Here is a 25,343-nt window from a genome sequence, read left to right as displayed (position 1 = left end):
TGATGTCGGGGGGCGACCCCCGTTAACGCGTTATGAGGTGATGTATGTGCGAACTGCTCGGGATGAGCGCGAATGTGCCAACCGATATTTGCTTTAGTTTTACCGGGCTTGTCCAGCGTGGGGGCGGAACCGGGCCGCATAAAGACGGCTGGGGCATTACGTTCTACGAAGGCAAAGGCTGTCGCACATTTAAAGATCCTGAACCCAGCTTTCAGTCACCGATCGCCCGACTGGTTCAGGAGTATCCCATCAAATCCCGCTCCGTCATTGCCCATATCCGCCAGGCGAATCGCGGTATGGTCTCGCTGGAAAACACCCATCCGTTCACCCGTGAGCTATGGGGCCGTAACTGGACCTACGCTCATAATGGGCAGCTGACCGGGTACAAATCGCTGGAAACCGGCAATTTCCGTCCGGTAGGAGACACCGACAGTGAAAAAGCGTTTTGCTGGATGCTGTATAAGCTGACGCAGCGTTACCCGCGCACGCCGGGAAACATGACGGGCGTGTTTCGCTACATTGCGGTGCTTGCTGAAGAGATGCGTAAGAAAGGCGTCTTTAATATGCTGTTGTCGGACGGGCGTTACGTGATGGCGTTCTGTTCTACCAATTTGTTCTGGATCACCCGCCGTGCGCCGTTTGGCGTCGCGAAGCTGCTCGATCAGGACGTGGAAATTGATTTTCAGACCGAAACCACACCGAACGATGTGGTGACGGTCATCGCGACACAACCGCTGACCACCAATGAAACCTGGCACAAAGTTATGCCAGGCGAGTGGGCGTTATTTTGCCTTGGGGAGCGAGTAGTTTGACGCCAGCTGCGGCTGGACGACGTCGCTGCTCAGCGGTTTGCTGACCACATAACGGCCATCTACCACTGACACCATTGGCGGCTTGTGGGTTTGCTCGAAATAGTCATACCCCGGCTTTAGTTGCGCCCAGAAATCTTTGTAGTAAGAATACTTGTGGCGCTCCATATTCGCGTCGGTCATGCGGAACGGGTAGATGCTGACCTGTACGCTTGACTGGCCAAACACCAGCGCGCCGGTGACGAACTGGAAAATCTCATCGATGCCGGAGTTGGTCATGGCGTAACAGCCAATGGACACGCAGGCACCGTGGATCATCAGGTATTTACCTTCATATCCGTGTGCGCGGTCATAGGCGTTCGGGAAACCGATATTGATGGCTTTATAGAAGCGGCTGTCGGGTTTGAGCTGGCTGCGGCTGACGTTGTAAAACCCTTCCGGGCTTTTGTAATCGCCCTGACGCTGTTTCGGGCCCAGGCCACCGGAATAGTTACAGATTTTGTAGCTATCGAGGAGCTGATAAGACTCGCCCATTTTCACGAAGAGATCGAGAGTACGCTCTTCTTTGAAGATCTGGATATAAACCGGCGACCCCATCAACTGCTGCTTAAATTCTTTACTGACCGGCGTTGCGCCATGGTTGCTGCTCAGCAGCCCCGCGAACGAGACGCACGGAATCAGAAGCATCGCAATAAATAATGCGATTTTGCGCATACAACTTGTTCCTTGATAAAACCTAAACGACATGCCAGGACGGCAAAAGAAACCCGAAATCAGACTAATCTGGAAGTTAGTGCGCTCACATTAGCATCACCGTAGTTTTTCGCAAGCCCGGATTACGCTGTTTACACTTTCGCCTCTCTTTATACCGCAAATATCGGCGCGCAGCAGTCAGAACTTTGAGCAATAGTTCTCAAAAAAAAGCTGCCGCAGGCTGAATTAATGAGCGTTTCCGACAGAAAATGATAAACTCCTGGCGTCATTTGACGGAACCGGAAAGGACGCGATACCCATCCCCAGCTGGCCAGGAAAAACGCCAGCGCCCTGAGTGCCTTTCTTAAGTTTCATTTATCAATACGCTGGTTTCAGCTCAATGCTGATGTTTCGTTTACGGATACCTGCTAACCATATGATTAAAATCACAAAAGGGCTAAATTTGCCCATAGCTGGCATGCCACAACAGCAGATTTCCGAGGGAGCGACGGTAAAACAGGTAGCGCTACTCGGAGAAGAGTACGTCGGTATGCGACCGTCGATGGCCGTTCAGGAAGGCGAACGGGTCAAAAAAGGGCAACTGCTTTTTGAAGATAAAAAGAACCCGGGCGTGCGGTTTACCGCGCCGGTCAGCGGCGTGGTCAGCGCCATTCATCGCGGCGAGCGTCGTGTCCTGCAATCGGTAGTGATCGACGTAGAAGGTGATGAGGCGATCGAATACCCCCGTTTCCCGGTGAGTGAGCTGGCGACGCTGAACCCGGAACAGGTGCAGGAACAGTTACTGGCTTCTGGCCTCTGGACGGCGCTTCGCACCCGTCCTTTCAGCAAAACCCCCGTGCCAGGCACGGTGCCCGCAGCGATTTTCGTCAACGCCATGGACACCAATCCGCTGGCCGCCGATCCGCAGCCTGTCATTTTTGCGTACCGTGAGGCTTTCAACGCAGGCCTGACGGTACTGACGCACCTGACAAAAGGTACTGTCCATGTTTGTCAGGCGAGCGGCGGCAAGCTTGGCGGTCATCCCGCCGGGCAGGTCAAGTTTAACGAATTCACCGGCCCGCACCCTGCCGGTCTGGTGGGCACGCATATCCATTTCCTTGAGCCGGTCAGCCTGACGAAGCAGGTCTGGCACCTTAACTATCAGGACGTCATTGCTGTTGGCAAACTGTTCACCGAAGGCGAACTGTGGAGCGAACGTATTATCGCTATTGGCGGGCCGCAGGTGAAAAATCCGCGGCTGGTGCGCACATTCCTGGGCGCCAGTCTTGATGATCTGCTGGCGGGAGAACTGCAGGACGGTGAAAACCGGGTGATTTCTGGGTCAGTATTGAGCGGTACCCACGCCGTCGGGCCGCGCGCTTTCCTTGGGCGTTTTCACCTGCAGGTGAGCGTGGTGAGAGAAGGGCGCGACAAAGCGCTTTTCGGCTGGATGATGCCGGGGAGAGATAAACATTCGGTCACCCGCACCACGCTGGGCCATTTCCTCAGGCACAAGTTATTTAATTTTTCTACCGATACGCACGGCGGCGAACGCGCCATGGTACCGATTGGCAACTATGAGCGCGTGATGCCGCTGGATATTCTGCCGACCATGCTGCTGCGCGATCTGCTGTCCGGCGATACCGACAGCGCCCAGTCTTTGGGCTGTCTCGAACTGGATGAAGAAGATCTGGCGCTGTGTACCTATGTCTGCCCGGCAAAATATGAGTACGGGCCGGTGCTGCGTGAGGTATTAACCCGCATTGAGCAGGAAGGATAAGTGATGGGCTTAAAACAGCTTCTGGAAAAAATTGAGCCGCACTTTACCCACGGCGGCAAACTGCAAAAGTATTATCCGTTGTATGAAGCGGCGGCGACCATTTTCTACACGCCAGGTCAGGTGACGAAGGGAGCCTCCCACGTTCGTGACGCCATCGATCTGAAACGCATGATGATTCTGGTCTGGTTTGCGGTGTTCCCGGCCATGTTCTGGGGCATGTACAACGTCGGGCTGCAGACGATTCCGGCGCTTAATAACATGTACGGCGCGGAACAGCTACCGCAGATTATTGCCAGCAACTGGCACTACAGCCTGGCGCAGTGGCTTGGCGTCAGTTTCAGCGCCGATGCGGGCTGGCTGAGCATGATGGGCCTCGGTGCGGTCTTCTTCCTGCCGATTTACCTTACCGTCTTTATTGTCGGTGGCTTCTGGGAAGTGCTGTTTGCGATTATCCGTAAACATGAAATCAACGAAGGTTTCTTCGTCACCTCTATTCTGTTTGCGCTTATCGTGCCGCCCACGCTGCCGCTGTGGCAGGCCGCGCTCGGTATTTCGTTCGGCGTGGTGATAGCCAAAGAGATTTTCGGCGGCACGGGACGTAACTTCCTCAACCCGGCGCTGGCCGGGCGGGCGTTCCTCTTCTTTGCGTATCCGGCGCAAATCTCCGGCGATCTGGTGTGGACGGCAGCGGACGGTTTCTCCGGTGCCACGCCGCTTTCCCAGTGGGCGAGCCACGGCGGTGAAGCGCTGGTCAACGTTGTTAGCGGCCAGCCGGTCAGCTGGATGGACGCGTTCCTTGGCAATATTCCCGGCTCGATTGGCGAAGTTTCTACGCTGATGATCCTCATCGGCGGCGGCATCATCATCTTTGGTCGCGTGGNCGGGCGTGATGCTCGGTATGATCGCCACCGCCACGCTGTTTAACCTTGTCGGCTCCGACAGCAATCCGATGTTCGCCATGCCGTGGTACTGGCATCTGGTGCTGGGCGGTTTTGCCTTCGGCATGATGTTTATGGCGACCGACCCGGTGTCAGCCTCGTTTACTGACAAAGGGAAATGGTGCTATGGCGCGTTGATCGGCGTGATGTGCGTGCTGATCCGTGTGGTAAACCCGGCCTACCCGGAAGGGATGATGCTGGCTATCTTGTTCGCCAATCTTTTTGCGCCACTGTTCGATTATCTGGTGGTGCAGGCCAACATTAAGCGGAGGAAGTCGCGTGGCTGAGAATAAAAGTAACGACAGCATCGGTAAAACTTTGCTGGTGGTACTGGTGCTTTGCCTGGTGTGCTCCATCGTGGTGGCGGGTTCTGCCGTTGGCCTGAAGGAACGCCAGCAGACGCAGCGTGCGCTGGATAAGCAGCGCAATATTCTGTCGGTTGCCGGGCTGATGCAGCCGGGCATGAGCGCTGACGACGTCGCGAACATCTTTGCCACCCGCATTACGCCGCGTCTGGTGGATCTAAAAACCGGCACTTTGCTGGAGAAAGATCCCGCGTCGTTTAACCAGGCGCAGGCGCTGAAGGATGCCGAACAGAGCATCACGCTCGACGCCAGCCAGGATCTGGCCGGTATCAAACGCCGCAGCAACATTGTTGAAATTTATCTGGTGCGCGATGAACAACAGCAGGTGCAGGAGATCGTCCTGCCGGTATACGGCAATGGGCTGTGGTCAATGATGTACGCCTTTGTCGCGCTGGATACCGACGGACGCACGGTGAAAGGCATCACGTATTACGATCAGGGCGAAACGCCGGGGCTGGGGGGCGAAATCGAAAACCCCAACTGGCGCGCGCAGTTTATCGGTAAAAAAGTGGTGGATGACAACGGCATGCCGGCGCTGAAAGTGGTGAAAGGCAGCGCGCGTCAGGGCGATGAGTACGCGGTGGACGGCCTGTCCGGTGCCACGCTGACGTCCAATGGCGTGCAGCACAGTTTTGATTTCTGGATGGGCTCACTCGGTTTTGGCCCCTTCCTGAAGCAGGTTCGTGATGGAGGGCTGAACAATGGCTGAACTCGGTGATATGAAAGAAGTGAAACGGGTGCTGGTGGGGCCGTTTATCGCCAACAACCCGATCGCGTTACAGGTGCTGGGCGTCTGTTCGGCGCTGGCCGTGACCACCAAACTGGAAACCGCGTTCGTGATGACCATTGCGGTAACGCTGGTGACGGCGTTTTCCAGCATGTTTATCTCCATGATCCGTCATCATATTCCCAACAGCGTGCGCATCATCGTCCAGATGGCGATCATCGCGTCGCTGGTGATTGTCGTGGATCAGCTGCTGCGCGCCTTCGCGTATGAAGTGTCGAAACAGCTCTCAGTTTTTGTCGGGCTGATCATCACCAACTGCATCGTGATGGGTCGCGCGGAAGCCTACGCCATGAAGTCGCCGCCGCTGGCGAGTTTTATGGACGGGATCGGCAACGGTCTGGGCTATGGCGCGATCCTGCTGATTGTCGGTTTCCTGCGTGAGCTGATTGGCAGCGGCAAGCTGTTTGGCATCACGGTGCTGGATACGGTGCAGAACGGCGGCTGGTATCTGCCGAATGGCCTGTTCCTTCTGGCACCGAGCGCGTTTTTCATTATCGGTCTGCTGATCTGGGCGCTGCGTACGTGGAAGCCGGAACAGCAGGAGAAGGAGTAACCGATCATGGCTCATTACATCAGTCTGTTTGTACGCGCGGTGTTTGTCGAAAACATGGCGCTGGCGTTCTTCCTCGGCATGTGTACGTTCCTGGCGGTGTCGAAAAAGGTTTCCACCGCTTTTGGTCTGGGCGTGGCGGTCACCGTGGTGCTGGGAATTTCCGTGCCGGTGAATAACCTGGTCTACAACCTGGTGCTGCGCGATGGCGCGCTGGTAGACGGCGTGGATCTCAGCTTCCTCAACTTCATCACCTTTATTGGGGTGATTGCCGCGCTGGTGCAGATCCTTGAGATGATCCTCGATAAATACTTCCCGGCCCTCTATAACGCGCTGGGGATTTTCCTGCCGCTTATCACCGTTAACTGCGCCATCTTTGGCGGCGTCTCGTTTATGGTGCAGCGTGATTATAACTTTAGTGAATCTGTCGTTTACGGTTTCGGTTCCGGCATTGGCTGGCTGCTGGCGATCGTCGCCATGGCCGGTATTCGCGAAAAGATGAAATACGCCAACGTGCCGGCCGGTCTGCGCGGCCTTGGGATCACCTTCATTACCACCGGTTTGATGGCGCTGGGCTTTATGTCCTTCTCCGGTGTGCAGCTGTAAGGGCGGGATTATATGGAAATCTTACTTGGCGTAGGCATGTTTACGGCGATCGTACTGGCGCTGTCGGTGCTGATCCTATTTGCCAAATCGAAGCTGGTGAACGCCGGCGATGTACTGATTGAAATCAACGATGACGTGGATAAGCAGATCCGCACCCCGGCGGGCGACAAGCTGCTGAACACGCTGTCGGNGGTGGCTCCTGCGGTCAGTGCCGGGTAACGGTGAAAGCGGGCGGCGGCGATATCCTGCCAACGGAACTGTCGCACATCACCAAACGCGAAGCCAAAGCAGGTTGCCGTCTTGCGTGCCAGGTGGCGGTAAAGCAGGACATGAAAATCGAGCTGCCGGAAGACGTGTTTGGCGTGAAGAAGTGGGAATGCGAAGTTATTTCCAACGATAACAAAGCCACGTTTATCAAAGAGCTGAAGCTGGCGATTCCGCAGGGTGAAAGCGTGCCGTTCCGCGCGGGCGGCTATATTCAGATTGAGTGCCCGGCGCACACCGTGGCGTATGCCGATTTTGACGTCCCGGCGGAATACCGCGGCGACTGGGATAGATTCAACCTGTTCCGCTATGTCTCTGAGGTTAAAGAGCCGACGCTGCGCGCTTACTCGATGGCGAACTACCCGGACGAGAAGGGCATCATTATGCTCAATGTGCGTATCGCCACGCCGCCACCGTCGTTGCCAGACGTGCCGCCGGGGATCATGTCTTCCTACATCTGGTCGCTGAAGCCGGGCGATAAAGTGACGATTTCCGGGCCATTTGGCGAGTTCTTTGCCAAAGAGACTGACGCGGAAATGGTGTTCATCGGCGGTGGTGCCGGGATGGCGCCGATGCGTTCGCACATCTTTGATCAACTCAAACGCCTGAACAGCAAGCGTAAGATCAGCTTCTGGTACGGGGCGCGTTCCCTGCGTGAAATGTTCTATGACGACGAGTTTGAACAACTGGCGCGTGAAAACCCGAACTTTACCTTCCACGTCGCGCTGTCAGATGCGCAGCCGGAAGATAACTGGACGGGCTACACCGGCTTTATTCATAACGTGTTATATGAAAACTATTTGCGTGATCACCCGGCGCCTGAGGATTGTGAATTCTACATGTGCGGGCCGCCGGTAATGAACGCGGCGGTTATCAAAATGCTGAAGGATCTCGGCGTGGAAGATGAAAATATCCTGCTGGATGATTTCGGAGGCTGATGATGATTGTCGTTTTTCTGTCCACGTTCGCCATCTTTGCGCTGGTTTTCCTGGCGCTGTCGCTGGGGTATCTGATCAAGCGTAAAAGCATTCAGGGCAGTTGCGGCGGCATTTCGTCGCTCGGTCTTGAGAAGGTCTGCGACTGCCCTGAACCGTGCGACGCGCGGAAAAAACGCATGGCGCGGGACGCGCAGCGCCAGAACAACCGCATCCTCTGATTTTTCCCTCTCCCGTCGGGAGAGGGTTCTCCGCTTCTCTTTATCGATTATTTTGCTGTATACTTATCCAGTAGTGAGTGAGGGCTAACTATGCGCAAAATAATCCATGTCGATATGGACTGCTTTTTCGCTGCGGTCGAGATGCGAGACAATCCAGCGCTGCGTGATATCCCGATTGCCATTGGCGGCAGCCGGGAGCGCAGAGGCGTTATCAGTACCGCAAATTATCCGGCGCGGAAATACGGCGTGCGCAGTGCCATGCCAACGGCGATGGCGCTCAAACTCTGCCCGCACCTCACGCTGCTGCCGGGCCGCGGCGAAGCGTATAAAGAAGCCTCGCTGCACATCCGTGAAATATTCTCCCGTTACACCTCGCTGATTGAGCCGCTGTCCCTCGATGAGGCCTATCTGGATGTGACCGACAGCGTCCACTGTCATGGATCGGCAACGCTGATGGCGCAGGAGATCCGCCAGACCATCTTCAACGAGCTGCAACTGACCGCCTCGGCGGGCATCGCGCCGGTAAAGTTTCTCGCCAAGATCGCCTCCGATCTCAATAAACCCGACGGCCAGTATGTGATTACCCCGGCGGACGTGCCTGAGTTTCTGCGCACGCTGCCGCTCGGGAAAATCCCCGGTGTCGGCAAAGTCTCCGCCGCAAAGCTGGAAAGCATGGGGCTGCGCACCTGTGAGGACGTACAGAAAAGTGATCTTGCCGGGTTATTAAAACGGTTCGGGAAATTTGGCCGGGTGCTGTGGGAACGCAGCCAGGGCATCGACGAACGTAGCGTGAATAATGAACGGTTGCGGAAATCAGTCGGCGTTGAACGTACGCTGGCGGAAGATATTCATGACTGGTCAGATTGTGAAGCGATTATTGAACACCTCTATCCTGAGCTGGAGCGGCGTCTGGCGAAGGTGAAACCGGATCTGCTGATCGCGCGTCAGGGCGTCAAACTCAAGTTTAACGATTTCCAGCTCACCACCCAGGAACACGTCTGGCCGCAGCTGAACAAAGACGATCTCATCGCCACGGCCTATAAAACCTGGCATGACAGGCGGGCAGGGCGCGGTGTACGGCTGGTGGGGTTACACGTGACGTTGTTGGATCCGCAAATCGAGCGGCAGTTGGTGCTGGGATTGTAGGTCGGGTAAGCGAAGCGCCACCCGACAAAACAGGCAGCGCCACGCTTAATGCGGCAAAACTTACTTCGCCGGAATCGCTTTCAGCAGTTCCGTCAGCAGCGTCCAGTACTGGCCCACGCTTTCGATATGTACCTGTTCATCCGGGGAATGTGGACCGGTGATGGTTGGCCCGATGGAAACCATGTCCATATCCGGATACGGTTTTTTGAACAGACCGCATTCCAGACCGGCGTGAATGATCTGAATGTTCGGCGTCTTGTTGAACAGACGCTGGTAGGTTTCACGCACCAGATGCATAACCGGGGAATTGGCATCCGGCTGCCAGCCTGGGTACGCGCCTTTAGCTTCGGTTTTCGCACCCGCCAGTTTGCCCAGGGAATCCAGCATGCTGACCACATAGTCTTTGCCGCTGTCGATGAGGGAACGCACCAGGCAGTGGATCTGCACATTGTCGTCGGTCATGGTGACAACCCCGACGTTCAGGGAGGTTTCCACCACGCCTTTCGCAACGTCAGAATTGCGGATCACGCCGTTCGGGGTGGCATTCAGCAGGCGAATAAATCCGTCGCGGGATTGGGCGGTCAGCGCGGCTTTATCATTGCTGGCCGCGTCCAGCAGCACGACCAAATTCTTCTCTTTTGCTGCCAGTTCGTTTTTCAGGATCTCCTGATATTTACTGACCAGCGCTTTCAGTGCATCGACTTTATCTGCCGCCACCGCGACCGTCGCGAATGCCGGCCAGGAAGCGCGCCAGCAGCTTGTTGGCATTACCCAGACCGACGTGGATTTCACCGCCGGAGTGCCCGCCTTTCAGCCCTTTCAGGGTCAGTTTGAAGCTCTGGAAGCCCGCCGGCACCGCTTCACGGGTCAGCGGCAGGTTCGAGGTGAAGTCGATCCCACCGGCGCAACCCATGTAGATTTCGCCTTCTTCTTCGGAGTCGGTGTTGATCAGGATATCGGCCTGCAGCCAGTTCGCCTGAAGACCAAACGCGCCGTCCATACCGGCTTCTTCCGTCATGGTCAGCAGCACTTCCAGCGGCCCGTGCTGAACGGAATCGTCTGCCAGCACCGCCAGCGCGGAAGCCATACCGATGCCGTTGTCCGCGCCGAGCGTAGTGCCGCGCGCTTTGACCCACTCGCCATCGATGTACGGCTGAATCGGATCTTTGGTGAAATCATGCACGGTGTCGTTGTTTTTCTGCGGGACCATGTCGAGGTGCGCCTGCAGAACCACCGGCTTGCGATTTTCCATCCCGGCGGTGGCGCCTTTGCGAATCAGAATATTGCCAACCTGATCGCGTTCAGCGTGCAGGCCTTTTTCCTTCGCCCAGCCCATGATGTGTTCGGCCAGTTTTTCTTCGTGATAGGACGGGTGCGGAATGGAACAAATTTTGGCAAAAATATCCCACAGCGGTTGCGGGGATAATTGAGACAATTCAGACACGGTAAGTCTCCTTACGGCTTACTGCAAAAGTCGCTTGCAGGTAAAGGGTTAGCATAGTGCGATACAGGGGTGAGAATACCACTTTCTTCCTGTTCTGGTAGAACAAACCGGCTAAAAAGGCACTCGTGTTCCGCTTAACACTGGTTTTTAGTGCGTCAGATCTCTATAATCTCGCGCAACCTTTTCCCCCTCGAACACTTATTAAGCCGTAAATATACAGGCTGGGACTTCTTATATCATGAGCGAAAAATACGTCGTCACCTGGGACATGTTGCAGATCCACGCCCGTAAACTGGCCAGCCGTTTGCTGCCAGCTGAGCAATGGAAAGGCATCATTGCCGTTAGCCGTGGTGGTCTGGTACCGGGTGCGCTGCTGGCGCGTGAATTGGGCATTCGCTATGTTGATACCGTTTGCATTTCCAGCTATGACCATGACAACCAGCGCGAGCTGACCGTGGTGAAACGTGCAGAAGGCGATGGCGAAGGTTTCATTGTGATCGACGATCTGGTGGATACCGGCGGTACAGCGGTCGCTATTCGCGAAATGTATCCAAAAGCGCATTTCGTCACCATTTTCGCAAAACCGGCTGGTCGCCCGCTGGTGGATGATTATGTGATTGATATCCCGCAGGACACCTGGATTGAACAGCCGTGGGACATGGGTGTGGTTTTCGTACCGCCAATCTCAGGCCGTTAATCCTCTCCTTCTCCAGCGCCCGGTTTGACCGGGCGTTGTTCTTTTTGGCGCCTGACGCGTTACAATAGAGACAGTATCGTTCTCATGGAGGCTGCGCGATGTCAGAGGCTAACCTCAGCGAAACCTTGTTTAAACCCCGCTTCAAACATCCGGAAACGTCCACGCTGGTTCGTCGTTTTAACCAGGGGACACAACCCGCTGTCCAGTCCGCCCTGGACGGTAAAAACGTGCCGCACTGGTACCGGATGATGAACCGCCTGATGTGGATCTGGCGTGGCATCTCGCCGCAGGAGATCCTCGACGTCCAGTCGCGCATTGTCATGAGCGATGCCGAGCGTACCGATCCCGAACTGTACGACACGGTGGTGGGCTATCGCGGGGGCAACTGGATTTTCGAGTGGTCAAAGCAGGCGATGCTCTGGCAGCAAAAAGCGATGCAGGAAACGGATCCTGAACGTTGCGGTCGTTACTGGCTGCATGCGTCCAATCTTTACAGCATCGCGGCGTATCCGCATCTGAAAGGCGACGATCTGGCGGATCAGGCGCAGGCGCTGGCTAACCGCGCTTATGAAGAGGCGTCGCAGCGTTTGCCTGGTGAAATGCGCGAGCTGGAATTCGCCATCCCCGGCGGCGCCCCGGTGACCGGCTTTCTGCATATGCCGAAAGGCGAGGGACCGTTCCCGACGGTGCTGATGTGCGGAGGGCTGGATTCGCTGCAAAGCGATTATTACACCCTTTTTGAGAATTATCTGGCGCCACTGGGAATCGCAATGCTGACGCTGGACATGCCGTCCATCGGTTTCTCGTCGAAATGGAAACTCAGCCAGGACTCCAGCCTCCTGCACCAGCACGCGCTGAAAGCGCTGCCCAACATCCCCTGGATTGACCATACCCGCGTGGCGGCGTTTGGTTTCCGCTTTGGCGCCAACGTCGCCGTGCGGCTGGCCTATCTCGAATCACCGCGGCTGAAAGCCGTGGCCTGCCTTGGCCCGGTGGTGCACGGCCTGCTGGTGGACTCGCAGCGTCAGGGCAGCGTGCCGGAGATGTATCTCGATGTGCTGGCGTCGCGCCTGGGCATGCATGATGCATCCGACGAAGCGCTGCGTGTGGAGCTGAACCGCTACTCGCTAAAAACCCAGGGATTGCTGGGCCGCCGTTGCCCGACGCCGGTGCTGTCCGGCTACTGGCAAAACGATCCATTCAGCCCGGAAGAGGAATCCCGGTTAATCACCTCGTCATCCGCGCAAGGCAAAATGCTGCATATTCCTTTCAACCCGTTGTATCGTAATTTTGACAATGGACTGAAAGAAATTGCCAAATGGATTAACAAACAATTTGGTTAATAGTTTGCTAAATTTTATCGATTTGGTAAAACAGTTGCATCACTAAAGGAGATCGCAATGACGTTACCGAGTGGACACCCGAAGAGTAAACTGATTAAGAATTTCGCTGCGCTTGGCCCCTATATTCGCGAAGAACAGTGTAAAGACAACCACTTCTTTTTCGATTGCCTTGCTGTTTGTGTAAATGTTAAACCGGCACCGGAAAAGCGAGAATTCTGGGGCTGGTGGATGATAATGGAAGCGCAGGAAAAGCGTTTCACCTACCGCTACCAGTTCGGACTTTTTGACAAAGACGGAAACTGGCAGGCCACCGATATCAACGACAGTGAAGTGGCGGAACGACTTGAAAAAACGCGCAGCGACTTCCACGTTCGTGTGGCGGAGCTGCTGACCAAACTGTCATTGCGCTTAGAACCGGCGGATGACTTTAACGAAGAAGCGGTCAGACTGACGGCATGAGAATAAAATAAGGCGCTTCATCTGAAGCGCCTTATTTATTTCAGAGGTTAGCCGATTAGAACTGGTAAACCAGACCCATCGCCACCACGTCGTCGGTGTTCAGACCGAGTTTGTTGTCGTCGTCCAGCTGGTTAATTTTATAATCCACGAAGGCAGACATATTCTTATTGAAGTAGTAAGTGGCAGCCACGTCGATATATTTCACCAGATCGGCATCGCCTACGCCTTCAATATCCTTGCCTTTAGACTGGACATAACCCACGGACGGGCGCAGACCGAAATCGAACTGATATTGCGCCACGACTTCAAACGCCTGGTTTTTATTCGCGAAACCGCTAACGGAAGTATCAACACCGCCAATAGAAGCCGTGCCAGAAACCGGCGTCATGTTGCGGGTTTCCGCATAAATAGCCGCCAGGTAAACGCTGTTCGCATCATACTTCAGACCAGTGGTCCAGGCTTCAGCATTGGAACCATGACCAAAACTCTGGCCTTCCTGCGCCTTCGTACGGTCAGAGTTCGCGTAGGCTGCACCCAGCGTCAGGCCCGTGTCACCGAAGTCATAGCTCAGCGCCGTACCGAAACCATCGCCGTTTGCTTTGCTGGCGGCGCGACCGTCATTCTCGTTTTTGCCCTGATATTGCAGAGCCAGCTTCAGGCCATCAACCAGACCGAAGAAGTTATTGTTACGGTAGGTCGCCATACCGTTGCCACGACCGGTCATGAAGTTGTCGGTTTTAACAAAAGAGTCATCACCGAATTCTGGGATCATATCGGTATACGCGGCGACGGTATACAGGACGCCGTAGTTACGGCCATAGTCAAATGAACCGTAATCACCGGCTTTCAGACCGGCAAACGCCAGACGGGTTTTGGTGGTATTGGCATCGCCTTCCACTTTGTTCGCCGCGATCTGGTATTCCCACTGACCGTAACCCTGCAGCAGATCGTTAATCTGGGTGGCGCCTTTAAAGCCCAGACGCGCATAAGACTGGTCACCGTCAACAGCATCGTTATCGCTGATGTAGTGCTCAGCTTTCACACGACCGTACAGATCCAGCTTGTTGCCGTCTTTGTTATAGACTTCTGCAGCCTGAGCTGAAAGAGAAGCCATCGCGCCTACTATCATTAATGCCAGTGTGCTTTTTTTCATTTTCAATCCCGAGTTTAAAAAACGCGCTAATAGTCGTGAGGGGAACAAGCCCCGTGAAAATCAGAGAGGTTTTTAACCCGCAGGAATGAAAGTTTTATGACAATTTCGGAATACTTTTAAATAGTTGTGTTTTCATGTTTTCGTCATAAAGTTGTCAAATGCTGCCGTTACGCTTCCTGATCCCGCGCAATGAAATCTCACCCCTTTCGCCGTGAGAGTTGGCAAGCGGCGGGAGTCCTGTTAAAACGTCTGTTCGATACGGATTTTTTATTTTATTGAACGGCAGAGAATCATGAGTGACAGTCAGACGCTGGTGGTAAAACTGGGCACCAGTGTTTTAACGGGCGGATCGCGCCGCCTGAATCGCGCCCATATCGTCGAATTAGTGCGCCAGTGCGCGCAGCTGCATGCCGCAGGGCATCGTATTGTGATTGTCACCTCCGGGGCCATCGCTGCCGGACGTGAGCATCTGGGCTATCCTGAACTGCCAGCCACCATTGCTTCCAAACAGCTGCTCGCGGCGGTGGGGCAAAGTCGTCTGATCCAGCTGTGGGAGCAACTGTTTTCCATTTACGGTATTCATGTCGGACAGATGCTGCTGACCCGCGCTGATATGGAAGATCGCGAGCGTTTCCTGAACGCCCGCGACACGCTCCGCGCGCTGCTCGATAACAACATCGTGCCGGTGATTAACGAAAACGACGCGGTCGCCACCGCTGAAATCAAAGTTGGCGATAACGATAACCTTTCCGCGCTGGCTGCCATCCTTGCCGGGGCTGATAAACTGCTGCTGTTGACCGATCAGCAGGGGCTGTTTACCGCCGACCCGCGCACCAACCCGCAGGCAGAACTGATCCCGGACGTGTACGGCATTGACGATGCGCTGCGTGCCATCGCGGGCGACAGCGTCTCCGGTCTGGGCACCGGCGGCATGGGCACCAAGCTTCAGGCGGCCGACATCGCCTGCCGCGCAGGCATCGATACCATCATCGCTGCGGGCAGCCGTCCGGGCGTTATTGGCGATGTGATGGAAGGGCTTTCCGTTGGCACGCGTTTCCACGCGCAAGCCTCGCCGCTGGAAAACCGCAAGCGCTGGATTTTTGGCGCGCCGCCGGCGGGGGAAATTACCGTTGACGAAGGGGCAACCCGCGCGATTCTGGAAAGAGGGAGTTCATTACTTCCTAAAGGCATTAAAAGCGTGACAGGTAACTTCTCCCGTGGTGAAGTGATTCGTATCTGTAATCTTGAAGGTCGCGATATTGCCCACGGCGTCACCCGCTACAACAGCGACGCGCTGCGCCGTATTGCAGGGCACCACTCGCAGCAAATCGACGCCATTCTCGGCTACGAGTACGGCCCGGTGGCTGTCCATCGCGACGATATGATCACCCGTTAAGGAGTCTGACATGCTGGAACAAATGGGTATGGCGGCCAAAGCGGCCTCTTACCAGCTGGCGTTACTCTCCAGCCGCGAAAAAAATCGGGTGCTGGAAAAAATTGCTGATTATCTGGAAGCGCAGACCGACGACATTCTACGCGCCAACGAGCAGGATCTTGCCGACGCGCGCGCCAACGGCCTGAGCGAGGCGATGCTCGATCGCCTTGCGCTGAACCCGGCGCGACTGCAGGGAATAGCTAACGACGTTCGTCAGGTCTGCCAGCTGGCCGATCCGGTCGGGCAGGTGATTGACGGCGGACTGCTGGACAGCGGCCTGCGCATTGAACGTCGCCGCGTGCCACTCGGCGTGATTGGCGTGATCTACGAAGCGCGCCCGAACGTGACCGTCGATGTCGCGTCGCTGTGCCTGAAAACCGGCAATGCGGCCATCCTGCGCGGTGGCAAAGAGACCTGGCGCACCAACGCTGCAACGGTAAAAGTCATCCAGCAGGCGCTGGAAGAGTGCGGATTGCCTGCGGGTGCGGTGCAGGCCATTGAAAGCCCGGATCGTGCACTGGTCAGCGAAATGCTGCGTCTGGATAAATACATCGACATGATCATTCCCCGCGGCGGCGCTGGTTTACACAAACTTTGCCGCGAACAGTCGACGATCCCGGTGATCACCGGCGGTATCGGCGTGTGCCATATTTTTGTGGATGAAAGTGCGGAAATCGACCCCGCGCTGAAGATTATCGTCAACGCGAAAACCCAGCGTCCAAGCACTTGTAACACCGTTGAGACGCTGCTGGTGCATCAGAAAATTGCTGCTGCATTTCTGCCTGCGCTCAGCCAGCAAATGGCGAAAAGCGGCGTCACGTTGCATGCTGCCGACAACGCCATGGCGCAACTGAACGGTGGGCCTGCGAACGTGGTGCCGGTAGAGGCGGCGCAGTATGACGATGAATATTTGTCGTTGGATCTGAACGTCAACGTGGTCAGCGATCTTGATGAGGCCATTGCGCACATTCGCCAGCATGGCACGCAGCATTCCGATGCCATTCTGACGCGCACGCTACGCAACGCCGATCGCTTTATCAACGAAGTGGATTCGTCTGCGGTGTATGTGAACGCCTCCACCCGCTTCACCGACGGCGGGCAGTTTGGGCTGGGGGCGGAAGTGGCTGTCAGCACGCAAAAACTGCACGCGCGCGGTCCGATGGGGCTGGAAGCGCTAACGACCTACAAGTGGATTGGCTTCGGCGACGATACGATTCGTGCTTAAATGAAACAGGGTGATGCAAAAACAGGCAGTTGGTTACCTGGGTTATTGACGCATCACCCGGTTAGATTTACCCTTCTACACCGTGATTCGCTTTCGTGGATCACTTCACAGGGCCGATATAGCTCAGTTGGTAGAGCAGCGCATTCGTAATGCGAAGGTCGTAGGTTCGACTCCTATTATCGGCACCATATAATTCAATGGATTACCGTGCTTTCAGGTAAACAACTTTTTCATCTTATGCCATATTTGTGACTCTCCGGCCAATAATCGCATCAATTTTGCTGCGTGTTCGGTAAGGTGCCCAGCAGACAAATGCGCATATCTCTGTACAATTTCCAGCGTTTCCCATCCCCCATTTCCTTTAAGGTCAGCAGAGCGACGCCAGACTGAACCAGCCAACTTGACCAGCTATGGCGAAGATCATGGAAACGAAAGTTGGTTATGCCTGAGCGTTTGAGTGCCCCCTCCATGCCTTGTTGCTGTCGGTTTGCATTTTCCTTACCGCCGGTGTTTTCGTCCCATCGTTTCGCCAGGCCGCTTTAGTGTGGACAAATACACAACGTTTATGTTTGCCCTGTTGCGCCTTCAGGATCTGGAGTGCCGTTTCGTTAAGCGGTACCCCGATCGCATTTCCAGCTTTAGTCTCATCGGGATGCATCCAGGCTATCCGTTTATCGAGGTCCACCTGAGACCATTCAAGATCGGTACCCGTTTTGCGCTGGTTGCTAAGGCCGGAGAACTGGCCACACAAGCCGGGATAACCGGATGGCCTGAAGGGGAGGCGTTCAGGGCTGCTGAATGCTGTCTGGCTTCATGGATGGCTGACCGTGGGCATACTGCGAACCAGGAGGATAAAACCGCACTGGAGCAGGTTCGGGATTATATGACCCGTAACCAGTTCAGCCGCTTTGCTGACTGGCACGACGACAAGAACCGTCCACTGTCGATGATGAGGTTCAGGAAAGTGGACAAGGGCGACAACGTGACAGAATCCACTGTGACCTTCTACGTATTGCCATCTGGCTGGAAAGAAATTTGTAAAGGGTTCGATTCGCGAAAGGTAGCCAGATTGTGTGTTGAGGCGGGCTGGCTGAAAGCCGGGGAAGACGGGAGAACGCAAAACAGCGTTCGCCTGCCAGAAATAGGGCTTAAGCGCGTGTACCAGTTTAATACGCAAGTACTGGGTAGCGCCGATCCCGAATAGTTATCGCGTGAGTCTTATTTTTATGAGGTAACACTGGTAACAGAGGTAACAGGCAGTAATGACGAGGCTTGCTACTGTTACCAGTCAGAAATATCCACTGGTAACAGTGGTAACAAAAACCAGTGTGTTACCACGCGTTACCTCTTTATTTGGCTCACTGGTAACAGATTAATTTCAATTAAATCAACGATGTTACACGTGTTACCAGTGTTACACGTTCAGAACAAGAGGGAGGGAACCAAAATCCCTTCTTCTGGCAGGCAACAGAGGTTTAGCTATGCGAGTGATGAAAATTTACTGCCCGGAGTGTATGTCTGCGGCAACGGTGAGGAAAACAAACCGAAAGCACCCCAAATTATCAGATGTGTACTGTTATTGATCAAATGTAGAGTGTGGGCACACGTTTGTGATGAACGTTTCCTTCTCACACACGATTAGTCCCAGCGCTTTGCGCGGCCAGGGACGGATTAAAGATCTAATGGATGCCCTGCCACCGGACGAGCGACAAAAAGCATTAGAACTCCTGATGGCAGCCATAGAGAGTCACTGAACGGTCGCCGGGAGTAACTAAAATTTTCCCGGCTTCGGTTCATTAAATTTCAGCTGCTTAAGGAAAAATGTCTATAAGAATCAGTTTGTTAACTTTTAAGTGTGCCGTCAGTTATCATGAAAAATCTCACCTAAAAATTTATATCCCTTTACTATCAATAGCTTAATTCAAGTGCTTACGATTTTGGAGTAAAGCTAAACTGAAAAAAGCTGAAATTCTTTTCACTCTTTTCAGTTCTCTGCTCGCTGTAAATCCCCAGTTGTGGCGCGGTCTGGCGCTATCATTTGTAAAAAATCCCAACTGAAAAATTTTTGCGATCAGAAAACCGCAGGCGGGTGCGGTGTAGTGCGATTTTGGTCGGTTTCATTTTTGATTTGTTTAACAATGCTATACGTGTAAAATGTTAGTGAGGCGTATCGCTTAGGCGATCATCCAGTGATGGGTGCAACTAATTTTGGGAGGCTTTGCCTCTGGTTTTTCCAGTCTGCTAGCGCAGGCGTTACTATTACTACTATTTTTGACGCCTCCTTACTTCAATTAAGGGCGAATCCTCGTGAGTGATTTCTCGAATCAAATTTGGTGGACAAAGAAAGCAAGAATTAAGGCAGAAAAGCGCTTGCTTAGAATGGATGCTATCTCACAATCATTATTGCTGTGGTATTCATTTTTTCTTGTGGCATATTCAATAATTACTCTTGTTGTAAAAGTTGCTAGCTTAACGGAAACAGCAATAATGGTTGCTTTGTCTGTTTTAGTTTTGCTTTTGACGTTGTATGTTAATAACATGCGATTTAAAGAGAGAGCAATGTTGATGAAACAGTGCTATGAGCAACTTGGGTTAATATATGGGGCAATTGGTAGCTCTTCTGATATTGATAGTTTAAAAAAAGAGTTTCATTCAATACTTTCAATATCTGAAAATCACAAGGAAATTGATTATTACAGGGCTATTGATGGCGAGTATGAAAGCGCATCTGATAAGAGTAAATTAAGCAAGCACCCTACGGAGGAACAAAAAAACTCTATACGTATGAGCAATAATGGATGGTGTGTGTCAGTTTTAGTACTAATACTTCTTCCATTCATAATCGTTGCATTTATCAGACACTATTCTCAGGTTTAAATATGGACGAGCATAAGGGTTTCGATAATTATATCTCGATTAACAATCTCCGGGATATATATGATAATCACGTGATATTATCGGCTTCAACCGGCATTGATAATATGTCGCATAAAATCCTCCTGGGTATAATCGATGAACAATTGTCTATAATTAATAGGAAATTTAACTCAAAATCCTATGTGTTTACAAAGTACAAATTAAAATTAATAAGTAAGGGGAGAGGTAAGCCACCAAGGGAAATATCTATCCCAACAATCAGAGATAAAATTGCATTACGTGCAATTTGTGATTATTTGAAAAGTACGTATGATAATGAGTTGCGTTTTAAGCTTCCCCAAGATGTCATAAAATCAGTTAAGGCAGATATTGAATCGGGGGAGTATAACTACTTTTTAAAGCTCGACGTTGCTAACTTTTTCCCTTCTGTGCAACATGATAAATTAATTGAGCAACTTTGTCATAGGATAGATGATAATAGAGTGCTGACATTAATATCTAGCGCCATCAAATCACCAACAGTTATAAAGCCTTCAAAGAGCGATGTCCCGAATGTAAACGGCATACCCCAAGGACTATCTATATCAAGCATATTAGCATCAATCTATTTACATACATTAGATAATAAATATAAAGATGAAAATGATTTCAAATATTATAGGTACGTAGATGATGTGCTGATTTTCATAAAATCAAAAGAGGTTGATGAGGTAATTAAAGAGGTTGTTTCGGATTTTGAAGGGTTAGGGCTTAAAGTCTATGACCCTAACGCTAATCCAGAAAAATCGTCAAAAGGAGTAATCTCAAAAGATGCCTTCGGCTATCTGGGGTATGATTTTAATTGTGGAGTGGTTAGCCCAAGAATCGGGTCTGTAGAAAAACTTCGCGAGTCACTTCTCTCTATATTTTCAGGTTACAAGTATTCAAAATTAAAAAGATTAGAGTTCTTAGAGTGGCGAGTTAATCTAAGAATTACAGGTTGTATTTTTCAGGGTAAATCAAAAGGGTGGATGTGCTTTTTCTCAGAAATAAATAACGAAAGATTGCTTCATGAACTCGATGCATTTGTGGATAACTTATGTATTCGATTTAACGTAGAGTTGAAAGTTAAATCTTTCGTGAGAGCATTCTTCCAAATAAAGCATAATAGACGTGAAACTAAATACGTTCCAAACTTTGATAGTTACTCTGAAGAAGAAAAAACATATGTTTTAGAGTATTATTTTTCTAAAAATACCGAGAATTTGACATCGAGAGAGATTGACTATCAATTTAAGAAAAGAATATCTCGGCAGGTTAAGGATATTGAAACCGATTTAAGAGATGCTGGTTTTTCTTCATGAGTTCATGTTTTCCTTGATTCTTATGCTAATAGGGCTCATAGATAGTTTTACCAGCATGAAACAAAAAGCCAAACCACTGCACATAATCAGTGACCATGATGTTGCTGATTGTGGTGGTGGTAAGGTTATGGATGTTAATGTTGGGGGCATTATAGGGGGCACTTGTATTCATTGTTTTTATTTTTACGTTATAAAACAGTTTGTTAATTGATTGTTTTGTTCCTATTATCGGCACCATTTTTATCCTATAAAAATCATCTCATTACTGAAGCGGCATCATCACGCAGTAGCTCATCACTACCGACCTGTATCAGTACAATGCGAATTCTTTTTTTTATTATACGATTGTTTTTTCGCTAATGGCATTTTGTCGATCTCTATTTGAAATCACTACACTCTATTGTAAGTCTCCGTAAACAAAGCAAAAATGGGCAACTGAATCAGTTGCCCATTTTTTGCTTTGTTACCCGGATAATCACTCAGAACGACGCTTTAACCCCCAGCATCCCTTGCAGATCGCTGTACTTTCTCGGGCCGACAAACTGCACGCCAGCGTTGCCCCAGAGGCTCAAATTATCATTCAGCTTCGCTTCCAGACCTGCGCGGACTTCTGCGAGATTGTTTGCGTCATTCCGGGTGAGGTTATAACCCGGACTTGAGACACCATAGGTTTCGGTATTGTGGAGCCAGTTCACTTCCAGATAGGGCTGGAACTCGCGGTGTAGACCTTCATCCATCTGGTGATGACTGTTGATATACGTTCTGATGCCGAGGCGCGTCTGAATATTGTCGTCGCCCTGTGTCTCAATGCGCACATCGTCATGTCTGGAATGAGACTCATCATCCACGCCCATCCACGTGATCTGCACCTGCGGCTGGATATACCAGCTATTCAGCGTACCTTTGCTACCGGTGAACTCCGCGACTTTAAAGGTGTGTCCACCCTCGATCGAGGCGGTCAGTCCGTCGGAGTGGTAATCATCCCTGTCATTGTGATTCGAGGTCACGCTGCTGTTGAACCAGTTATACAGCAGCCAGATGTCGATATAGGGGCCCGTATTAGCCGTACCGTTCTGGAACCAGGTTCCATAAAGCCCAGCGCTGTAACCGCTGACGCGCCCGTCAGAACCGTTTGTGGAATGATAACTGTGGGTGTTGCTGCGAACATTCGCATACCCTCCCATTATGCCAAGATGCCAGCGATCCTGATTATTGCTGCTCCACTGTGCCAGGTCGCCGCCCATCTGCATCACATAGCGGTTGCTACGGGTGAATTGCCCGTTATCAAGAGTGNGACCCGCCAACGTGCCGCATCCACAGGCTGCTGACGCTGGCTTCGCCATTATGCAGCGCTTCTGTATAGCCCGGTTCACCAAGGCGATCGTGCAGACGATGATTAAAAACCCGGTTTGCTGAAGCCAGGTTGTTGATATAGCTGCCGCCAGCAGAAATATCCGTCGCCTGGGCCGGTAAACATAGTGCTGCGACTGATAATGTGAGCACGGTTAAACCTGTATTATAATAACCGATAAAATGTCTCTTTCCATTTTTTGACATATTAGCCATCCTTATAATATCCATTATGCATTATTTTATTTTTAGCGACCGGTAACATTTATTTGCCATTCACGGCAGAATGAACACACATGCTATTCTTAATAACTAAGAAGTCAGATATGATTACTACTATTTTTCCAGGAATATTTAAGTATTAATAAGTCAGCGTTCATGCTGTTTGTCGCCAAATGAGACGGGCTGCTGAGTCGTTATAATCCACGGGCCATGACTGCAAGGTAAAGAAGAATATCAGTAAACTCTGTTCTAAGCGGAAATAACCACTTCCGTTTGCAATATTGCATCGGTCTCCAGCGGTGTCAATTCAGCTAAAATGACACGATGGCGAGAAATTTAAGATTCCACGCGTTAATGAGTAAAAGCCTTATTTCCTCTTTAAGGAGGAAAATGCGGTATGCTGTTGCCTGTTTTTTCTTTGATTGGTAGCTTTGTTATATGGGAAATTTGCGCGATACCCTGGAGCAGCGTCAGGTCATTATTTACTTCACGACGGTCGCCGTCGCGGCGCTGGCCGCGTTACTGATCCCCGGGACGGAACATCTCGAACAGCTGGTGAACCCGGCGCTGGCGATGATGCTGTTCGTGACTTTCCTGCAGGTGCCGGTTACTGAACTCGGCAGGGCAATGACGCAGCTGCGTTTTCTGGTTTCCTTGCTGCTGACCAATTTCATCGCCGTGCCGTTGTTAGTGGTGGTGCTGTCGCCGCTGTTGCCTGACGATCCGCTACTGCAACTCGGCGTATTGATGGTGTTGCTCTGTCCGTGTATCGATTATGTCGTGACCTTTTCACAGCTCGGGCGAGCGGATTCGCGTCTGTTGCTGGCGGCGACACCGGCGCTTTTGTTCATGCAAATTATCCTGCTGCCTTTATACCTCCATCTCTTCCCTGGTGAAAATACCGCACAGTACGTTCAGCCCGAACCCTTTTTCCATGCATTTCTGTGGCTGATTGTTGTTCCGCTTGCAGCCGCCGCGCTGATGCAACAGTGGGCAAAACGTAATGAGACCGGCGAGCGCGTCAGCGACAAACTCGGACTGCTGCCGGTTCCGGCAACGGCGCTGGTGCTGTTTGTGGTGGTTGCCTCCGTTGTGCCGCAGATGGGCAATGCGATAAGCGCCGCGATGCACGCCGCGCCGGTCTATATCCTGTACGCCATCATCGCCCCCCTGTTGGGCTGGATTATTGCCCGCCTGTTTCGGCTCGAAAGCGCAGCGGGGAGGGCAGTGGCATTCAGCGCCGGTACGCGAAACTCGCTGGTGATTCTACCGCTGGCGCTGGTGGTTCCCGGCGCGATCCCGGTATTGCCTGCGGTGATCGTTACCCAAACCCTGGTTGAACTGGTGGCGGAGCTGATTTATATCCGTGTAATGCCGCGGCTGGGACGAGCGTGAGGGCTCTCACAAAAGCTTCAAATAATTCACTCACTTTTAGAGTGGATTAACAGATGTTTTATTACTGATGCATAAGTATTAACGGACAGAGTCGCATTACGACGTTGTGCTGAAGGTAAACAGCACCTTTAGCGCACAGCATTAGCATTAAACAATGCTGGAGGTGTTTATGGCCTGGCGACCGTTTCTGTTTGTGATCATGACCTCTCACCCGCGGCTGAGCGCACGGAGAGCAAAGTTGCATCTGGTGCGCGGCTAAGGGGGGTTTCTGCAGTAAATCGCTAAGGATTTCCGTTTTTTTTCTAAAAACCATTTGGAATTAAACAGAAGTTTTAATTCCTTTATCAAATACCCGCCCGCCGGAAATACTGCCCTTCATAACAATACGAGAGGGCAGACACTATGGGATTCACATCGCGTTTTTCAGTTATCACCGCACTGGCTTTACTGACGTTCCAGGCGCAGGCCGTTAACGTCACCGTCGCGTATCAGACGTCAGCGGAGCCCGCCAAAGTGGCGCAGGCAGACAACACCTTCGCCAAAGAAAGCGGCGCAACGGTGGACTGGCGTAAATTCGACAGCGGCTCCAGCGTNGGTGCCCCCCAGCCAACAGGTGCCGATAGAGGTGTTCCTGCTGGCGTCACAACTGGGCGATTCCGAAGCGCTGGTGGTGAAAAAAGGCATCACCAAACCGGAAGACTTGATCGGCAAACGCATCGCCGTGCCGTTTATCTCCACCACCCATTACAGCCTGCTGGCAGCCCTCAAACACTGGGGTATCAAGCCCGGCCAGGTGCAAATCCTTAATCTGCAGCCACCCGCGATTATTGCCGCCTGGCAACGTGGTGACATTGATGGCGCGTATGTCTGGGCGCCAGCGGTCAATGAGCTCGAAAAAGATGGCACCGTGCTGACCGACTCGGCAAAAGTCGCGCAGTGGGGCGCGCCAACGCTGGATGTCTGGGTCGTGCGGAAAGATTTCGCCGAGCAGCATCCTGAGGTGGTGAAAGCCTTCGCCAAAAGCGCCATCGACGCGCAGCGTCCTTACATTGATAACCCGGATGAATGGCTGAAACAGCCTGACAATCTGAACAAGCTGTCGCGGCTGAGCGGCGTGCCGGAAGCGGACGTACCGGGGCTGGTGAAGGGCAATACCTATCTCACGACCGATCAGCAGGTTCAACAGCTTTCCGGTCCGGTCAATAAAGCGATTATCGACACCGCGCAGTTCCTGAAAGAGCAGGGGAAAGTACCTGCCGTTGCCACTGATTACAGCCAGTACGTTACCGATCGCTTTGTAAAATAA

The 25,343-nt window shown here is 52.4% G+C and carries 17 protein-coding genes, 1 tRNA gene and 8 pseudogenes; 21 read left to right on the top strand and 5 right to left on the bottom strand.

All coding sequences use genetic code 11. From position 1 onward, the window contains the following. Positions 1 to 44 precede the first annotated feature (44 nt). Positions 45 to 812 (top strand): class II glutamine amidotransferase, encoded by a 768-nt coding sequence (locus GM30_RS04875; RefSeq protein WP_049847714.1) that lies wholly within the window; start codon positions 45 to 47, stop codon positions 810 to 812. Here GM30_RS04875 and dpaA read toward each other — a convergent pair. After that, on the bottom strand, positions 783 to 1,523 hold the full coding sequence (dpaA, locus tag GM30_RS04870; protein WP_049847713.1) for a peptidoglycan meso-diaminopimelic acid protein amidase: 741 nt from the start codon (positions 1,521 to 1,523) through the stop codon (positions 783 to 785). The genes GM30_RS04875 and dpaA overlap by 30 nt on opposite strands. 415 nt (positions 1,524 to 1,938) lie before the next feature. Here dpaA and GM30_RS04865 point away from each other — a divergent pair, with 415 nt between their 5' ends. The 8 genes and pseudogenes from GM30_RS04865 (at position 1,939) to dinB (ending at position 9,094) form a co-directional block, all read left to right on the top strand. Next, positions 1,939 to 3,282, top strand: a complete 1,344-nt coding sequence (locus GM30_RS04865; protein ID WP_049847732.1) for a Na(+)-translocating NADH-quinone reductase subunit A — start codon at positions 1,939 to 1,941, stop codon at positions 3,280 to 3,282. Between the two features lie 3 nt (positions 3,283 to 3,285). Continuing rightward, a pseudogene (locus tag GM30_RS04860) lies at positions 3,286 to 4,507 on the top strand (NADH:ubiquinone reductase (Na(+)-transporting) subunit B). Next, the gene (locus tag GM30_RS04855; protein ID WP_049847712.1) at positions 4,500 to 5,294 is read left to right on the top strand and encodes a Na(+)-translocating NADH-quinone reductase subunit C; all 795 of its coding nucleotides are present in this window, start codon (positions 4,500 to 4,502) and stop codon (positions 5,292 to 5,294) included. Before GM30_RS04860 ends, GM30_RS04855 begins: the two are co-directional and overlap by 8 nt. Continuing rightward, complete coding sequence (locus GM30_RS04850; protein ID WP_049847711.1) at positions 5,287 to 5,925, top strand: NADH:ubiquinone reductase (Na(+)-transporting) subunit D; 639 nt, start codon at positions 5,287 to 5,289, stop codon at positions 5,923 to 5,925. The genes GM30_RS04855 and GM30_RS04850 overlap by 8 nt, the downstream gene beginning before the upstream one ends. Before the next feature lie 6 nt (positions 5,926 to 5,931). Then, positions 5,932 to 6,528, top strand: a complete 597-nt coding sequence (gene nqrE / locus GM30_RS04845; RefSeq protein WP_049847710.1) for an NADH:ubiquinone reductase (Na(+)-transporting) subunit E — start codon at positions 5,932 to 5,934, stop codon at positions 6,526 to 6,528. Positions 6,529 to 6,540: 12 nt separating this feature from the next. After that, positions 6,541 to 7,730, top strand: a pseudogene (gene nqrF / locus GM30_RS04840) (NADH:ubiquinone reductase (Na(+)-transporting) subunit F). A gap of 2 nt (positions 7,731 to 7,732) precedes the next feature. Continuing rightward, complete coding sequence (gene nqrM / locus GM30_RS04835; protein WP_049847731.1) at positions 7,733 to 7,948, top strand: (Na+)-NQR maturation NqrM; 216 nt, start codon at positions 7,733 to 7,735, stop codon at positions 7,946 to 7,948. A gap of 90 nt (positions 7,949 to 8,038) precedes the next feature. Further along, the gene (gene dinB / locus GM30_RS04830; RefSeq protein ID WP_049847709.1) at positions 8,039 to 9,094 is read left to right on the top strand and encodes a DNA polymerase IV; all 1,056 of its coding nucleotides are present in this window, start codon (positions 8,039 to 8,041) and stop codon (positions 9,092 to 9,094) included. 60 nt (positions 9,095 to 9,154) lie between these two features. Here dinB and GM30_RS04825 read toward each other — a convergent pair. Next, positions 9,155 to 10,538: pseudogene (locus tag GM30_RS04825) on the bottom strand (M20/M25/M40 family metallo-hydrolase). Between the two features lie 238 nt (positions 10,539 to 10,776). Between GM30_RS04825 and gpt the strand changes: the two are divergent. The 3 genes from gpt (at position 10,777) to crl (ending at position 13,037) form a co-directional block, all read left to right on the top strand. Next, the gene (gene gpt, locus GM30_RS04820; RefSeq protein WP_038155455.1) at positions 10,777 to 11,235 is read left to right on the top strand and encodes a xanthine phosphoribosyltransferase; all 459 of its coding nucleotides are present in this window, start codon (positions 10,777 to 10,779) and stop codon (positions 11,233 to 11,235) included. 98 nt (positions 11,236 to 11,333) lie between these two features. Further along, positions 11,334 to 12,578, top strand: a complete 1,245-nt coding sequence (frsA, locus tag GM30_RS04815) for an esterase FrsA (protein ID WP_049847708.1) — start codon at positions 11,334 to 11,336, stop codon at positions 12,576 to 12,578. Positions 12,579 to 12,635: 57 nt separating this feature from the next. Beyond that, complete coding sequence (gene crl, locus GM30_RS04810; RefSeq protein WP_049847707.1) at positions 12,636 to 13,037, top strand: sigma factor-binding protein Crl; 402 nt, start codon at positions 12,636 to 12,638, stop codon at positions 13,035 to 13,037. 55 nt (positions 13,038 to 13,092) lie between these two features. Here crl and GM30_RS04805 read toward each other — a convergent pair whose 3' ends face one another. Then, entirely contained in the window at positions 13,093 to 14,190 is a 1,098-nt protein-coding gene (locus tag GM30_RS04805; protein WP_049847706.1) for a porin, read from the bottom strand. Positions 14,191 to 14,482: 292 nt separating this feature from the next. On the opposite strand from GM30_RS04805, the gene proB reads away from it, so the two are divergent. The 3 genes from proB to GM30_RS04790 all read left to right on the top strand — a co-directional run bounded on the left by proB (position 14,483) and on the right by GM30_RS04790 (position 17,038). Beyond that, positions 14,483 to 15,586, top strand: a complete 1,104-nt coding sequence (gene proB, locus GM30_RS04800) for a glutamate 5-kinase (RefSeq protein WP_049847705.1) — start codon at positions 14,483 to 14,485, stop codon at positions 15,584 to 15,586. 10 nt (positions 15,587 to 15,596) lie between these two features. Next, complete coding sequence (gene proA, locus GM30_RS04795; RefSeq protein WP_049847704.1) at positions 15,597 to 16,850, top strand: glutamate-5-semialdehyde dehydrogenase; 1,254 nt, start codon at positions 15,597 to 15,599, stop codon at positions 16,848 to 16,850. A 112-nt stretch (positions 16,851 to 16,962) separates the two neighbouring features. Continuing rightward, positions 16,963 to 17,038, top strand: a tRNA-Thr gene (locus tag GM30_RS04790). Between the two features lie 84 nt (positions 17,039 to 17,122). Here the strand turns inward: GM30_RS04790 and GM30_RS23765 are convergent. Next, positions 17,123 to 17,508, bottom strand: a pseudogene (locus GM30_RS23765) (tyrosine-type recombinase/integrase). A 48-nt stretch (positions 17,509 to 17,556) separates the two neighbouring features. On the opposite strand from GM30_RS23765, the pseudogene GM30_RS04780 reads away from it, so the two are divergent. The 4 genes and pseudogenes from GM30_RS04780 to GM30_RS04770 all read left to right on the top strand — a co-directional run. After that, positions 17,557 to 18,054: pseudogene (locus GM30_RS04780) on the top strand (alkaline-shock protein); the annotation flags it as partial. Between the two features lie 277 nt (positions 18,055 to 18,331). Beyond that, positions 18,332 to 18,604, top strand: a pseudogene (locus tag GM30_RS27020) (Ogr/Delta-like zinc finger protein). Positions 18,605 to 19,157: 553 nt separating this feature from the next. Continuing rightward, positions 19,158 to 19,727, top strand: a complete 570-nt coding sequence (locus GM30_RS04775; protein ID WP_154123171.1) for an SLATT domain-containing protein — start codon at positions 19,158 to 19,160, stop codon at positions 19,725 to 19,727. 2 nt (positions 19,728 to 19,729) lie between these two features. Continuing rightward, positions 19,730 to 21,070, top strand: a complete 1,341-nt coding sequence (locus GM30_RS04770) for a reverse transcriptase domain-containing protein (protein ID WP_049847701.1) — start codon at positions 19,730 to 19,732, stop codon at positions 21,068 to 21,070. A 479-nt stretch (positions 21,071 to 21,549) separates the two neighbouring features. Here GM30_RS04770 and GM30_RS04760 read toward each other — a convergent pair. After that, positions 21,550 to 22,510 (bottom strand): annotated as a pseudogene (locus GM30_RS04760) (autotransporter outer membrane beta-barrel domain-containing protein); the annotation flags it as partial. Positions 22,511 to 23,080: 570 nt separating this feature from the next. Here GM30_RS04760 and GM30_RS04755 point away from each other — a divergent pair. Continuing rightward, positions 23,081 to 24,037, top strand: a complete 957-nt coding sequence (locus GM30_RS04755; protein ID WP_049847699.1) for an arsenic resistance protein — start codon at positions 23,081 to 23,083, stop codon at positions 24,035 to 24,037. A gap of 402 nt (positions 24,038 to 24,439) precedes the next feature. Beyond that, a pseudogene (gene tauA, locus GM30_RS04750) lies at positions 24,440 to 25,343 on the top strand (taurine ABC transporter substrate-binding protein).

This window comes from Trabulsiella odontotermitis, assembly GCF_001188485.1.
In the GTDB taxonomy this organism is placed as follows: Bacteria; Pseudomonadota; Gammaproteobacteria; order Enterobacterales; family Enterobacteriaceae; genus Trabulsiella; species Trabulsiella odontotermitis_A.
This window is presented reverse-complemented; position numbering and strand designations above follow the sequence as displayed.